General features: G+C 67.6%; 17 protein-coding genes. 5 read left to right on the top strand and 12 right to left on the bottom strand.

Going from position 1 to position 12,536, the window contains the following annotated elements; all coding sequences use genetic code 11:
• Positions 1-50: 50 nt before the first annotated feature.
• The 6 genes from OG804_RS19220 to rpmB all read right to left on the bottom strand — a co-directional run bounded on the left by OG804_RS19220 (position 51) and on the right by rpmB (position 2,016).
• Positions 51-281: a hypothetical protein gene (locus OG804_RS19220; protein WP_328388411.1), complete on the bottom strand. Its 231-nt coding sequence runs from the start codon at positions 279-281 to the stop codon at positions 51-53.
• 152 nt (positions 282-433) lie between these two features.
• A complete protein-coding gene (locus OG804_RS19215) occupies positions 434-904 on the bottom strand; it encodes a hypothetical protein (protein WP_328388409.1) in 471 nt (156 codons plus the stop codon).
• A gap of 98 nt (positions 905-1,002) precedes the next feature.
• Positions 1,003-1,257: a 30S ribosomal protein S18 gene (rpsR, locus tag OG804_RS19210; protein WP_328388407.1), complete on the bottom strand. Its 255-nt coding sequence runs from the start codon at positions 1,255-1,257 to the stop codon at positions 1,003-1,005.
• 33 nt (positions 1,258-1,290) lie between these two features.
• The gene (gene rpsN, locus OG804_RS19205; RefSeq protein WP_328388405.1) at positions 1,291-1,596 is read right to left on the bottom strand and encodes a 30S ribosomal protein S14; all 306 of its coding nucleotides are present in this window, start codon (positions 1,594-1,596) and stop codon (positions 1,291-1,293) included.
• The gene (gene rpmG, locus OG804_RS19200; protein ID WP_328388404.1) at positions 1,596-1,766 is read right to left on the bottom strand and encodes a 50S ribosomal protein L33; all 171 of its coding nucleotides are present in this window, start codon (positions 1,764-1,766) and stop codon (positions 1,596-1,598) included. The genes rpsN and rpmG overlap by 1 nt, the downstream gene beginning before the upstream one ends.
• Before the next feature lie 13 nt (positions 1,767-1,779).
• Positions 1,780-2,016: a 50S ribosomal protein L28 gene (gene rpmB / locus OG804_RS19195; RefSeq protein WP_328388403.1), complete on the bottom strand. Its 237-nt coding sequence runs from the start codon at positions 2,014-2,016 to the stop codon at positions 1,780-1,782.
• 180 nt (positions 2,017-2,196) lie between these two features.
• On the opposite strand from rpmB, the gene mrf reads away from it, so the two are divergent.
• Genes mrf through rpmF form a run of 3 tightly spaced genes read left to right on the top strand, consistent with a single transcriptional unit; the run spans position 2,197 to position 3,933 of the window.
• A complete protein-coding gene (gene mrf, locus OG804_RS19190; RefSeq protein WP_328388402.1) occupies positions 2,197-3,492 on the top strand; it encodes a ribosome hibernation factor-recruiting GTPase MRF in 1,296 nt (431 codons plus the stop codon).
• The gene (locus OG804_RS19185) at positions 3,489-3,758 is read left to right on the top strand and encodes a type B 50S ribosomal protein L31 (RefSeq protein ID WP_328388400.1); all 270 of its coding nucleotides are present in this window, start codon (positions 3,489-3,491) and stop codon (positions 3,756-3,758) included. Before mrf ends, OG804_RS19185 begins: the two co-directional genes overlap by 4 nt.
• 1 nt (position 3,759) lies before the next feature.
• Positions 3,760-3,933: a 50S ribosomal protein L32 gene (rpmF, locus tag OG804_RS19180; RefSeq protein WP_328388398.1), complete on the top strand. Its 174-nt coding sequence runs from the start codon at positions 3,760-3,762 to the stop codon at positions 3,931-3,933.
• A 236-nt stretch (positions 3,934-4,169) separates the two neighbouring features.
• On the opposite strand, the gene OG804_RS19175 is transcribed toward rpmF, so the two are convergent.
• The 6 genes from OG804_RS19175 to OG804_RS19150 all read right to left on the bottom strand — a co-directional run bounded on the left by OG804_RS19175 (position 4,170) and on the right by OG804_RS19150 (position 9,754).
• Positions 4,170-4,550: a hypothetical protein gene (locus OG804_RS19175; protein ID WP_328388396.1), complete on the bottom strand. Its 381-nt coding sequence runs from the start codon at positions 4,548-4,550 to the stop codon at positions 4,170-4,172.
• Positions 4,550-5,464 carry an MHYT domain-containing protein gene (locus tag OG804_RS19170; protein ID WP_328388394.1) on the bottom strand — a complete coding sequence of 305 codons (915 nt, stop codon included), beginning with the start codon at positions 5,462-5,464 and terminating at the stop codon, positions 4,550-4,552. The genes OG804_RS19175 and OG804_RS19170 overlap by 1 nt, the downstream gene beginning before the upstream one ends.
• Positions 5,457-6,086, bottom strand: a complete 630-nt coding sequence (locus OG804_RS19165) for a GTP-binding protein (protein WP_328388392.1) — start codon at positions 6,084-6,086, stop codon at positions 5,457-5,459. Before OG804_RS19165 ends, OG804_RS19170 begins: the two co-directional genes overlap by 8 nt.
• Positions 6,067-6,348 (bottom strand): DUF742 domain-containing protein, encoded by a 282-nt coding sequence (locus OG804_RS19160; RefSeq protein WP_280398197.1) that lies wholly within the window; start codon positions 6,346-6,348, stop codon positions 6,067-6,069. Before OG804_RS19160 ends, OG804_RS19165 begins: the two co-directional genes overlap by 20 nt.
• Positions 6,349-6,581: 233 nt before the next feature.
• Complete coding sequence (locus OG804_RS19155; protein WP_328388390.1) at positions 6,582-6,989, bottom strand: roadblock/LC7 domain-containing protein; 408 nt, start codon at positions 6,987-6,989, stop codon at positions 6,582-6,584.
• Positions 6,986-9,754: a sensor histidine kinase gene (locus tag OG804_RS19150; protein ID WP_328388387.1), complete on the bottom strand. Its 2,769-nt coding sequence runs from the start codon at positions 9,752-9,754 to the stop codon at positions 6,986-6,988. Before OG804_RS19150 ends, OG804_RS19155 begins: the two co-directional genes overlap by 4 nt.
• Positions 9,755-10,204: 450 nt before the next feature.
• Between OG804_RS19150 and OG804_RS19145 the strand changes: the two genes are divergently transcribed.
• Both OG804_RS19145 and OG804_RS19140 read left to right on the top strand, forming a co-directional pair.
• Positions 10,205-10,891: a response regulator transcription factor gene (locus OG804_RS19145; protein WP_328388385.1), complete on the top strand. Its 687-nt coding sequence runs from the start codon at positions 10,205-10,207 to the stop codon at positions 10,889-10,891.
• A gap of 5 nt (positions 10,892-10,896) precedes the next feature.
• A complete protein-coding gene (locus tag OG804_RS19140) occupies positions 10,897-12,417 on the top strand; it encodes a sensor histidine kinase (protein WP_328388384.1) in 1,521 nt (506 codons plus the stop codon).
• The last annotated feature ends 119 nt before the right edge of the window (positions 12,418-12,536 follow it).

Below are 12,536 nucleotides of genomic sequence, written 5' to 3'. Positions count from 1 at the left end.
TCGGCCCGAGTGGACCGAGAACCGCGGGCGCATCCGTGAAGGCCGGCGCGTCAGTCGACCCGGGGCGGTATGCACACCGGAACGATCGGCGCGCAGGGATCGGGGATGCCGGACAATGTGTAGAACAACATCGCCAGCGCGTCGGCCGATCCGGTGCCGACACCTGGTGACTGCACAGGTGCGGTTCCGAGGGGTACCCCGGTCCCGGCCGCGGCGGTGCCCGTCACCGAGCCGAGAACTATCGCTATCGTCGTCGAACCGGTGACGAGTACACGTCGCATATCCGCAGATCCCTTATTCGTCGGCTGCCCGTACGGGAAGCACGCTATTGCGGGATCCGGCGGCCGGGCAGCCGCGGGTTCCATTGCCCATGGGCTCGGGGGCACGGAATATGTTGTGCCGCAGGCAGGACGCCCGTGGTCCGTGCGGCCGTTCAGACGGCGCTGAGGACGAGGCGATTGCCCAGCGGGGCGTCCAGCTGGATCTCCAGGGAGCCGAAAACCGCCATCGTCACGCACATCTTGCCGGTGGCGTCGGCGCGGGTGCCCTGCCGGAGTTCCACGGTGACCGTGTCGGGGGTTTCGGTGACCGCGGCGGCCACGCCGTAGCACTCGGGTACCCCGGATTCGAAATGCACGGAGATGCGGTCCGCGCCCACCCGGGTCCAGGAGGTGAACGGGATGGGATGGGCGCCGACCAGGTTGGGGTCGGCGGTGAAGATCTGCCCGGGGTCTGCCCCGGGGACCTCGGTCGGGGTCGCGGGTGAGTTCGCGCCGGGGGCGGCACTGGTGGCCGGGGTCGTGCCCGGCTCCGGGGTGGCGCTGTCCGCGTCATTGCCGCAGGCGGCGAGGGTGAAGGCGGCGCAGACGGCCAGCAGTGCCAGAGTTCCCCGCGAGGTGACCATGGCCACCACTGTAGTGGGGGTGCGGGTTGCTCAGGCCGCCGCGGACAGCGAAACGCCCGGCTCACCTCGGGGCGGAGCCGGGCGTTCGGTCTCGGGGGTCAGCGGCTGGTGAAGGGCAGCAGTGCCATCTCGCGGGCGTTCTTCACCGCGACGGCGACCTGACGCTGCTGCTGCGGGGTGAGCCCGGTGACCCGCCGGCTGCGGATCTTGCCACGGTCGGAGATGAACGTGCGCAGCAGGTTCACGTCCTTGTAGTCGACCTTTTCGATCCCCGCGGCGATCAGCGGGTTCTTCTTCGGTCGGCGGGCCTGCTCGGCGCGGGCCTTCTTCGACGGGCCTCGTTTGACTGCCATGTGACCGGTTCCTAACTCCCGATATCAGTGGGGTTACCAGCTCGATTTGCGCACACCGGGCAACTCTCCCCGATGTGCCATCTCGCGCACACGCACACGCGATAGGCCGAACTTCCGGAGATAACCGCGCGGTCGCCCGTCGGCGGTGTCCCTATTGCGCAATCGTACCGGACTGGCGTCCCGGGGCAGGCGGTGCAGGGCGGCCTGCGCCGCCAGGCGCTCGTCCTCCGGAGTGCCCGGTTTGCGGATCAGTTCCTCGAGTTCGGCCCGCCGTTCGGCGTAGCGGGCGACGGTCGCGCGCCGCTGTTCGTCGCGGGCGATCTTCGATTTCTTGGCCATCAGCGCTCCTCGCGGAAGTCGACGTGCCGACGGACCATCGGGTCGTATTTGCGCAGGACCATCCGGTCGGGATCGTTGCGCCGGTTCTTGCGGGTGACGTAGGTGTATCCGGTGCCCGCCGTCGAGCGGAGTTTGATCACCGGCCGGATATCGGTCGATTTCGATGCCATCGCGTTGCTCCGCTCAGATTCGTTCGCCGCGGGCGCGGAGCCGGGCCACCACGGCCTCGATCCCGTCGCGGTCGATGGTCTTGATCCCCTTGGCCGAGATGTTCAGGGTTATCCGGCGACCTTCGCCGGGCAGGAAATAGGTCTTGCGCTGGATATTCGGGTCCCAGCGCCGGTTGGTGCGCCGGTGCGAGTGCGAGACGGCCTTGCCGAATCCGGGTTTGCGTCCGGTGACCTGACAGTGCGCCGACATAGGGCTCCTTCCGATTAGCGGATGCCAGCAAACGATGATGAAAATCGTTTTCGACAACAACGGTTCGACACTGTAGCGTGTGCCGGGTCGTAATTGAAAATCATTACCGAAAGGGTGTTGGTGTCCCACTCCGCACAGCTCCCAGAAAACCCAGGTCGAGGAGACCGCCGCACACCTGTCGTGGTGGTCGCGGGCCTGCACGGCGACCCGGCCGGATCCGTGGATCTCATCGCGGACGCCCTCGGCGCGACCGCGGGCACGGTGGTGGTGCGCCACGATCTCACCGAACTGAAAGAGGGAATCGTCCGCCGCACGGTCTCGACCGGCGCGACGAGATCGGTGTCCGTACACGAACTCGCGCACGGCTGCGTCTCGTGCACACTGAAGGCGGATCTGCTGCCGCTGCTGTGCACCCTCGCCGCGCGCGATTCGGTACAGCGGATCGTCCTCGCCTTGGATCCGGCCTTCGAAGCGCAATCCGTCTGCCGAGGTATCGGTGAGGTCGTGGTCGCCGGAATCGTCGGCCGGGTGGACGCTCCCGCGGCGCGTGATGTCCGAGTGGCGGCCGTGCTCACCGGTATCGACGCGCGCACCTGGCTCGCCGCGGCGACCGGCGACGAAGCGCTGGAGGAACTCGGCTGGGCCTGGGCCGACGACGACCGCACCGTCGCCCAATTGGCGGTCGGACAGGTCGATTTCGCAGACGCGCTGGTGGTCACCGGCGGTGATGCCGTAGGCCCGCTGGAGCGGGCCCGCACCGGGGCGGTGCTGTCGCGGCTGGCGCCGGTCGCCCCGGCACTGTGGGCGGGGCCCGATGCAGCGGTGACGCCCGACGCGGTGGAGAACCTGTTGATCCGCATTCCCCCGGGGTCACGCCGCGGCAGCGTGTTCGACGCGCACGCGCCACTGCTGCGCGGGCAGCCGCCGCTGGGGCCGGAAATCGGTGTGGAGATAGTGGAGTTCGCGGCGAGCCGGCCGTTCCACCCCGACCGGCTGCACGATGCGCTGGACGTGCTGTTCGAGGGCGTGGTCACCGCGCGCGGGCGGGTATGGCTGGCAACCCAGCCTGATGAGGTCGTATGGCTGGAATCGGCGGGCGGCGGGCTGCGAATCGGTGGTGCGGGTCGCTGGCTTGCGGCGATGACGGCGCGGGAACGCGCCGAGGTCGATCCGGAGCGGCTGGCGATGGCCCGGCTGCGCTGGGACGACCGCTTCGGCGACCGCGACACTTCGCTGATCGTCCTGGTGCACGAGGCGGACCCGGACGAGGTCCGGCAGGTGCTGCACCGGGCACTGGTCGACGATGCCGAGCTGGTGATGGTCGACCGGGCGCCGCATCAGGTGGCCCGCTGGCCCGATCCGTTCGGCGAATGGCATACCGACCCCTGTGATCCGGACGAACCGAGTCCGGCCGCCGCCGGCGGCGACGGACGCGGCGGCGATACGGGCGAGCGCGCCCGGAAGGAGAAGTGGTGAAAGCCGATATCCACCCCGACTACCACCCGGTCGTCTTCGAGGACGCGAGTACCGGTACCCGGTTCCTGACCCGGTCGACCGCCACCGCCGCGCGGACGGTGACCTGGACCGACGGCAACACCTATCCACTGCTCGTGGTGGACGTGACCGCGGATTCCCATCCGTTCTGGACCGGTGCGCACCGCCTGCTCGATACCCAGGGCCGAGTCGAGAAGTTCCAGCGCAAGTACGGCACACGCGGCGTGCGGCCCCGGAAGGACCATTGAGATGGCAGTGCCGAAGCGGAGACTGTCGCGGTCCAATACCCGTAGCCGCCGGTCGAATTGGAAGGCGACGCCACCGGATCTGGTCCCGGTCACCGTGGACGGTGTCGTGCACCGGGTACCGCGCCGGCTGCTCGAGGCTGCGCGGCGGGGTCTGTTGGACCGGAAACTCCGGTGAAGTGTCAGGTCCCCTAGATGCGGAACGGCCGGCGTAGCAGGTCTGTCCGGTCGGAGATCAGGGCTGCCCTCGCGGGCACGGCAACCGATCCGCAAGCGAGTTCATGGCCTTGACCTGGATCTACCGCATTCTGATCGATTGCGGACCGATCGCCGTTCCGGTGTCACGGTTCCGGACCTCGACACGGTGATCGGCGGAAAATCTTGCCGGAGTGCTGATTAACCGGTCTATTCCGGTTATCCTCGTGCGTGAGGGCGGGTCTCCCAGAGATGGGAGACCCGCTCATCGCCACTTTCGGGGGCTTTCTCCCCGATCTCTGCGGGCGATTCCACTCGCTGCGGCTCGCATTCCGCCGACAGCGCCTGTGCCAGCTCGCCCACTTGCCGCAGCATGGCCAGCGCCAGCGCGGCCGGCAGCAGCAACAGCGATACCGGCCAGGGCAGCTCGACTCGCTCGGGCTGGTCGACCCGGACGGCGAGATCGGCCACGGTCGCTTCCATCTCGCTGATCTCGACCCGCAGTTCGGCCACCTCGGTACGCAACCCGCGCACCTGCGCCCACAGTTCCCGCAGCAGTGCTTCCTGTTCCGAGCGCACGAAATCGGTCTCCACTGGCATCAGCGCGCCGGTTCGGGCAGCGGCTGCGCACGCTGCGCGAGAGCGGCCGCCGCCGTGGGGCGGAGCCGCTCGTCCGGAGCGGAAATCTCACTGTCACTGCCCACCCGGTCACCGCTGGAGAAGCCGGAGGCCCGGCTTCCGGCGGTCTTGTTCGACGGGACCGGGTCGTCGCGGCGGTCCGGCGCCACCAAAACGGCGGTGATCGGGACGGCGAGTGCCAACAGGCCGATGACGAACATCGGGAAGGCGTAGCCGAACAGTTCCATTCCCTGCGCCGGCTCCGCGTCGGGATCGACCCGGAACTCGAGACTGGAGATGCCGATGAAATAGAACACCGCCACTCCGGCCCCGAACATGGCGATCGAGCCGACCCTGGCCGCCGGGAAGCGGAAGCGCTGGAACAGGAATACACACAGCGACGAGGCGGTCACCGCGACCACGATCGCGATCACGAAGAGCAAGGGGGCCACCGTCACCGAGCCCTGGATATCGACCGAGGTCAGCTGTAGCCACAGCATGATTCCGAAGCCCACTCCGAGCGCCGCGGCCGCGTTCACCATCCGCTTCAGTTGGAACTCGCGGCCCGCGAGCAACAGCCCGAGAAAGACCGCCGCCACCGCGAACACCAGCGAGAGCGTGAGTTTCGAGATGTCGTAGCGCAGGATCCGGCCCGGGATGGAAATCCCCAGCAGTGCGACAGTACTGGCCAGCCATACCCCGATACCGCCGATCGCGACAGCGGCCGCGGCCACCCAGATCGGACGGAAGCGCACCGAACGGCGGCCGTTCACCGCACAGGCCAGTCCCACGAACATGCCGACAGCCGATACCCCGAAGGTCAACAGGGTGAGCCAGTAGCCCATCGTGAACAGATCGACGGTCGCGACCGTCTCGGCGGCCAGCACCTCAGCCATGCCGGGCGACTCCCTCGTATTCCTGAGCCTTCAGACGGTTGATCGCGTATTCGGTGACGGCGGCGAGCGACTGCCGGACCTCTTTCGCGTCGCGGGCATCGATATCCACGATCGGCACACCCTCGCGCACCGACAGCGCCTCGCGGAGTTCGGCCATCGCGAAACGCGGCGAGTTCGGGAACCGGTTGACCGCGATCAGGAACGGAAGATTGCGGGCTTCGAAGAAGTCGACCGCCGCGAAACTGTCCTCCAGCCGACGGGCGTCGACCAGCACCACTGCGCCGATCGCGCCGCGGATGAGGTCGTCCCACATGAACCAGAAACGGCGCTGCCCGGGGGTCCCGAACAGGTACAGCGTCAGGTTGCCGGGCAGGATGATCCGCCCGAAATCCATGGCGACCGTGGTGGTCCGCTTATCGGGGGTGTCCTCCAGGTTGTCGACGCCGTCGGAGAAGCTGGTGACCATGGCTTCGGTACGCAGCGGCACGATCTCCGAGACCGCACCCACGAAAGTTGTTTTGCCCGCGCCGAATCCGCCGGCGACCACGATTTTGGTCGATGCGACGCGGGTTTCGGATTCCGCCGCGGCACCACCCTGTTTGCTAAAGGGCTCGGAGTCCACGCAATGTCCTCTCCATCAGCGACCGGCGCTCGTCGTAGCTCGCCTGCTCGGTCAAAGTCGAATGCACTCGCAGGTTGCCGTCCACGACGAGATCGCCGATGACGACGCGGACCATACCCAGCGAGCGATCGAGATGCGCGGCGATTTCGGCAACCGACAACTGGTGGGTCCCGAGCCGAAGTATCTCGGCCCGGATGTCGCCGGACGGCCAATCGAATTGTGCATGATAGGAGATGGTTTCGATAACCGCCTCCATCGGCAGGTCGACCGCCGGCTGGGTGCGGCCGGACGTGAGGGCGTACGGGCGGACCCGTCCGGCACGGCGAGAGTTGTTCGGCTGTGGGGGAGCCTGGAACCGATAGGCACCGGTGTTGGGCTGCGACGAACCGGGGCCGAAGTTCTGTGCTCCGGGACCGTAGTTGTGCGCGCCGGGCCCGAAATCGGGCCCACCGGTGTTGTAATTGGGCATACCTTGGCCGAATTGGGACATGACGCTCAGACGGTAGATCGGGCAGTTGCGCTGACGGCCGAGCCCACCCGATCGACCAATAGGGCCATCTCGTAGCCGATTCGGCCGATATCGTGCTGCTTGTTGGCGAGCACCGCGATATGAGACCCGTTGCCGACACTCATCACCAGTAGGTAACCGCGCTGCATCTCCACGATCGACTGCATCACCTTGCCGCCGTCGAACAGTTGGGCAGCGCCGGTGGCCAGACTGGCCAGCCCCGCGGTGACCGCCGCCAGTTGCTCGGCGCGATCGGCGGGCAGGTGGGGGCTGACTGCCTGCAGCAGGCCGTCCGCGGAGACCAGGACGGCGTGGGAGACGCCCGGAACGTCCCGGGTGAATCTGGCGACGAGCCAGTTCAAATTCTCGTCCGTGCTGCTCTTCGGGTTGGTCATGCAAGCCCTCCGTCATTGTGCTGCGCATCGGCCCGCCCACTGCGGACTCCGCTCAGATGTCTTGTCAGATTGCTCCGGATCTCCGCCGGATCCCGCGGGGCCTCGTCTTCGACGGGGGCCAGGCCACCGGGTACGAGTTGCGCGCCCGGCCGGCGGATGGGGAGCCCGTTCGCGGTCTTGGATTCCGAACTCGGCGTGGCCGCGTCCTCGGCGGCCAGCCAGCCGATATCGGCGGGCGTGGTCCAATCCTGGCGCGGTTGTTCCTGGGTAGTTGCCGGCTCTACCAGCCATTCCGACACCATACGCTGGTAGATCGGGGTGGGTGTTTCGCCACCGACCGGCTGCAGCCGGGTGGATGTGGTCGTGCTCGCGACCGGTTCGTCCCGGCGTACCTCGGGGCGGCCGAACGGATCATCGCGGTCCATACCCGGCCGCCGGATGGGCAACCCGGACCTGGAGGTGAGTGCGGGCGGCGCTTCGGCGGCGGGGGACCGGTAGGCGGTGTCGGGCGGGGCCGGGAAATCGACCGGGGCCGGGAACGACTGGGTCTTATAGGTTTCCGACCACAGACCGGTGGGCGACTCATCCGGTTCCGGTGGTTCGGGGACCGGGTCGAACGCCGAGAAGGTGTCCCGGGATCCGTTGCCGTTGGACGGGTCCCGCCCGGCCCCCATGCTTACCGGGAGCTCGCTGCCCGGGCGACGTTGGGGCAGTCCGGTGGTGGTCGTGCCGAAGGCGGGGGACTCGGCCGCGGGAGTCCGGGTCAGCGGCCGCGCCGGCGCGAACTCCGTGCGCGTCGACCACGAATCCGCCGACGGCAGATCGGGAACCGGCACCAGCTGCCGCGACTGCGGTGGGGCCGGCGGCGGCGTCATGGACAGATCCGCGGTCAGGATGTTCGGGTTGTCGGCGCCGGTATCGGGCGAGACCAGCAGGCCGGGCAGATGCAGGCTGGCGGTGATCCCGGGCTGTTGCGCCATGGTCGAGGTGCGTCGCAGGCCCACCGTGATCTGGTGACGCTTGGCCAACCGGCCGACGACGAACAGGCCCATCCGGCGCGCGGTTTCGACATTGATCTCACCACCGGAGGCAAGGCGCGCGTTGGCGGACTGCAGATCCTCGGTGGCCATGCCGAGCCCGCGATCGGTGATCTCGATGAGATATCCGCCGTCGACCGCGCGGGAAACGGTCACCGCCACCGGTGTATTGGGCGGGGAGTACCGGAGCGCGTTGTCGATGACTTCCGCGAGCAGATGCTCGATATCGACCGCCGGCTCACCGGCGACGACGCCTTCGGGCACATGGCCGATCTCGACCCGCTGATAGTCCTCGACCTGGGAAACCGCACTCCACAGCATATCCGAGAGCGGCACCGGGTCGAGTTGGCCGCGGCGCAGCGCCGTACCGGCGAGAACGAGCAGATTGTCACCATTGCGCCGCATGCGGGTGGCGAGATGGTCGAGCCGGAAGAGATTCTGGAGCCGCCCGGGATCGTCCTCGTCGTGTTCGAGATCTTCGATGATGCCGAGTTGCTGTTCCACCAGCGATTGGCTGCGCCGCGAGAGGGTTTCGAACATATTGCCGATCTGCACTCGCAGTCGCGCCTGGTCGGCCGCCAGATTGAGGGCCTGCTGGTGCATTTCGTCGACGGCGCGGGCCAGCTGGCCGATCTCCTCGGTGCCGTGGACGCCGACCGGCTCGATCTCCGGTGTCTCGGCGCCGCCGCGAACCTGCTCGAGTTCCTCGGGCAGGCGTACATGCGCCACCTCGAGCGCGTCGCGGCGCAGCCGGCGGACCGGGACCACCAACGTCCGGGCGACGGCGAGCGCCAGGGTCAGGCCGCCCAGCAGGGCGGAGACGAGCAGCGCGGTCTCGCGCAGGGCACTGTTCTGCGCCGAGACGGTCGCATGGTGCAGCGCCCCTTCGATGGTGGCCGTCAGCTGATCGGTCGTGGTCTGGTAAGCCAGCGAACTGGCGTCCAACGACTGCCGCGCGGCCGGATCGGTCATCGCGCCCTGGGTGCCCTGGCTGAAGATCGCCAGCCGGGTCTGCACCGCGTCGAGCAGGGGACGCATATTGCCGGCCACATCCGGCATGATCTGTCCGTACTGCTGGACCATGGTCAGTTCGGCGCCGCCGGAGGTGAGCACGCGCGCCCGCATCGCCGGATTGTCCTCGGCGGTGGGAGAACTGATGACCAGGCGCTGCGCGGTCAGCGACCGCCGCGCGTTCTGGATGGCGCTCACCTGCAGGAAGTAGCGCTGGATCGACAGGTCCTCGACGGTGGGCGACTGCGCGAGCGCGTTGCCGATCCGCACCGCGATCTCATCGGCCTGGTCGCCGAGCATGGCGGGGGAACCGTTGCTGAGCCCCGTGCGCATGGTGGTGCCGAGAGTCAGCGCCGAGTCGAGTTCACGCGAGACCTCCGGACGGAGCTGGTTGGAGTCCAGCGCCCGTTCGAGGGTGTTGTGGGCCGAATCGAAGCTGGCGAGCGCTGCCGAGGCCCGCGGTTCGGAGTTGTTCGCCCAGCCGGCGGTCGCGGTCACCGCGAGATGTTCCGCGGCGGCGTTGTAGCCGATGATGGGTCCGATGATGCGGGACTGTTCGGTCGCGGCGTCGAGCTGTTCCAGGGTGCGCAGCTCGTTGTTGATCCGCAGCACCGCGAAAAGGGTTGCCAGCACCACCGGCAACACCAGGACGATGCCGACCTTGCGGGTGACCGACCAGTTGGACAGGCTGAATTGCCACGGTCGCGGTGTTTCCATCCGCCTCTGTCGCCTCCGCATCACGATCGACCTCTTTTTGGTGCGTGGCCGTTTCAGTTATGATTCACTCCACACCGAACCAACCGGAGGTCTAGTTTTTACCGATCGGAACATACCGTGCATGCAGTCGGTCGGCAATCGGGGCGTTCAGCCGGTTATACCGCGAATAAAGCGGATGGGGAACAGGTTTCGTGGCATATCACAGGTTGGTAATCATACGTCCGGTTATCGGATGAATCCGCTGGTCGGGATCGTCCCGGCCCGCGCGGTCGGACGTCCGGCCGGTGCCGCCGCGCGCGCCTGGCTTCCCGTGAGTGGGAAGTCGGGACGATATTTCCCGCCGCGGCGATCGGACCCGGGAAAGTAGCGGCGCGAATCCGGTGGTCACGGTACGCACGGCCCGGCGAGCCCTCTCAGTAGCCTCTCAGTCGTTGCCGTCAAACTGGTGGCATGCGCATTCTGGTGGTCGACGACGATCGTGCCGTGCGGGAGTCGCTGCGCCGCTCGCTGACCTTCAACGGCTACACGGTCGATCTGGCAGTGGACGGCATCGACGCATTGGAGAAGGCGAACGCCGACCGGCCCGACGCGCTGGTCCTCGATGTCATGATGCCCAGGCTCGACGGACTGGAAGTGTGCCGCCGGTTGCGCAGCACCGGTGACGATCTGCCGATCCTGGTCCTGACCGCGCGCGATTCGGTCTCCGAACGAGTGGCCGGCTTGGATGCGGGTGCGGACGACTACCTGCCCAAACCCTTCGCGCTGGAGGAATTGCTGGCCCGGTTGCGGGCCCTGCTGCGGCGGCGCGTCCCGGATACCGGGGAGATCTCCGAGGCGATGCTGTTCGCGGATCTCTCGCTGGATCCGGTGACCCGCGAAGTATCGCGGGGGGCCCGATCCATCTCGCTGACCCGCACCGAGTTCTCGCTGCTCGAAATGTTGATGGCCAATCCGCGCCGGGTACTGACCCGCGGCCGGATCCTGGAGGAGGTGTGGGGGTACGACTTCCCCACCTCCGGTAACGCACTGGAGGTCTATATCGGCTATCTACGCCGGAAAACCGAGGCCGACGGTGAGCCCCGGCTCATCCACACCGTGCGCGGAGTCGGTTACGTGCTGCGCGAAACGCCCCCGTAAACGCGATGGCACGCGCTTCTCGCTCGGCGGCCAAGAAGCATGCGGTCGCGCCGCTCGGCCTGCCCTGGCCGGATGAACCCGCACCCATGCGCCCGCCGACCCCGCTGACCCGCACCGTCTCCCTACGGTGGCGGGTGACCCTACTTGCCGCGTCCCTGGTGGCGATCTTCGTGGCGATCACCTCCATCGCCGCCTATGCGATGGTCGCCCGTGCCCTCTACGGTCAGGTGGACGCCCAGTTGCGGGCTCGCGCCGCCACCATGATCAGTGGCGATATCGACAGCATGGCGTTCCAATCGCTGGGTGTCGCGACGCTGTTCTCCAACGATATCGGCGTCGCGCTGATCTACCCGCCCCCGGCGGATTCGGATACGGCGCAGCGACCGAGCCTGCCCGTCTACATCCCGCCGCAGCCGACCACCCCGCCCATCGGCACCGAAGAGATCGCGGTGGCGCAGGGCAAACGGGATTCTTCGTTGCGCACATACAACAGCCAGCGGGTACTGGCCGAGCGGATGGATTCCGGCGTCACCCTGATCATCTCGCAGCGATTGGAACCGACCCGGGAAGTGCTGGACCGGCTGGCCTGGTTGCTGTTCGCGGTCGGCGCTTGCGGAGTCGTGCTCGCCGCCGGCGCCGGTACGACGGTAGGCCGCACCGGCCTGCGTCCCATCGCCCGGCTGACCGCGGCCACCGAGCGGATCGCGCGCACCGATGATCTGACCCCGATCCCGGTGACCGGCGACGACGAACTCGCGCGGCTCACCGAGAGCTTCAACACGATGCTGCGGGCGCTGGCCGAATCGCGGGACCGGCAGCGACGACTGGTAGCCGACGCGGGGCATGAGCTGCGGACGCCGTTGACCTCCTTGCGTACCAATACGGAGTTGCTCATCGCGTCGAGCCGACCCGACGCTCCGGCCATCCCCGAGGAGGATATGGCCGAACTGCGCTCCGATGTGGTGGCCCAGGTCGAGGAGTTGTCCAACCTGGTCGGTGACCTGGTGGACCTGGCCCGCGAGGATGCCCCGGAAACGGTCTACGAGCGTGTGGATCTCGGCGAGGTCACCGAGCGGGCACTGGAACGGGTGCGCCGCCGGGGCGCTGTCGGGTTCCACGCCGAATTGCGGCCCTGGTTCGTGTACGGGCACGAGTCGGCATTGGAACGCGCAATTCTCAATGTGCTCGACAATGCCGCGAAATGGAATCCGGCCGGAGAACAGGTGCGGGTCGTGATGGCCGAGACCGGGCGAGGGCTACTGGAAATATCGGTCGACGACGCGGGCCCCGGTATTCCGCCCGCCGAACGCGAGTTGGTATTCGAACGTTTCTATCGAACCACCGCGTCACGTTCGATGCCCGGTTCCGGTTTGGGCCTGGCAATTGTGAAACAGGTCGTCACCAAACATGGCGGCACGATTGCGATCGACTCTTCCGATCGCGGCGGCGTGCGTATCCGGATCGTGTTGCCCGGAGAAAACCCGCCGCCGGAAGAATACCGTCCGGAAAGCGCGGAAAGCGCATAATTATTGTCCGGGGCGAGCCTGTTCGTGCAGGACGGTGGGTCAGCCGCCCGGCGAAGGCGCAAGCCGAACTTCGGCCATCGTCGGCCGGCGCACTCGGCGCCGCGGCGAACCGGATCCAC

This window comes from Nocardia sp. NBC_00416 (assembly GCF_036032445.1).
Lineage (GTDB): Bacteria > Actinomycetota > Actinomycetes > Mycobacteriales > Mycobacteriaceae > Nocardia.
This window is presented reverse-complemented; position numbering and strand designations above follow the sequence as displayed.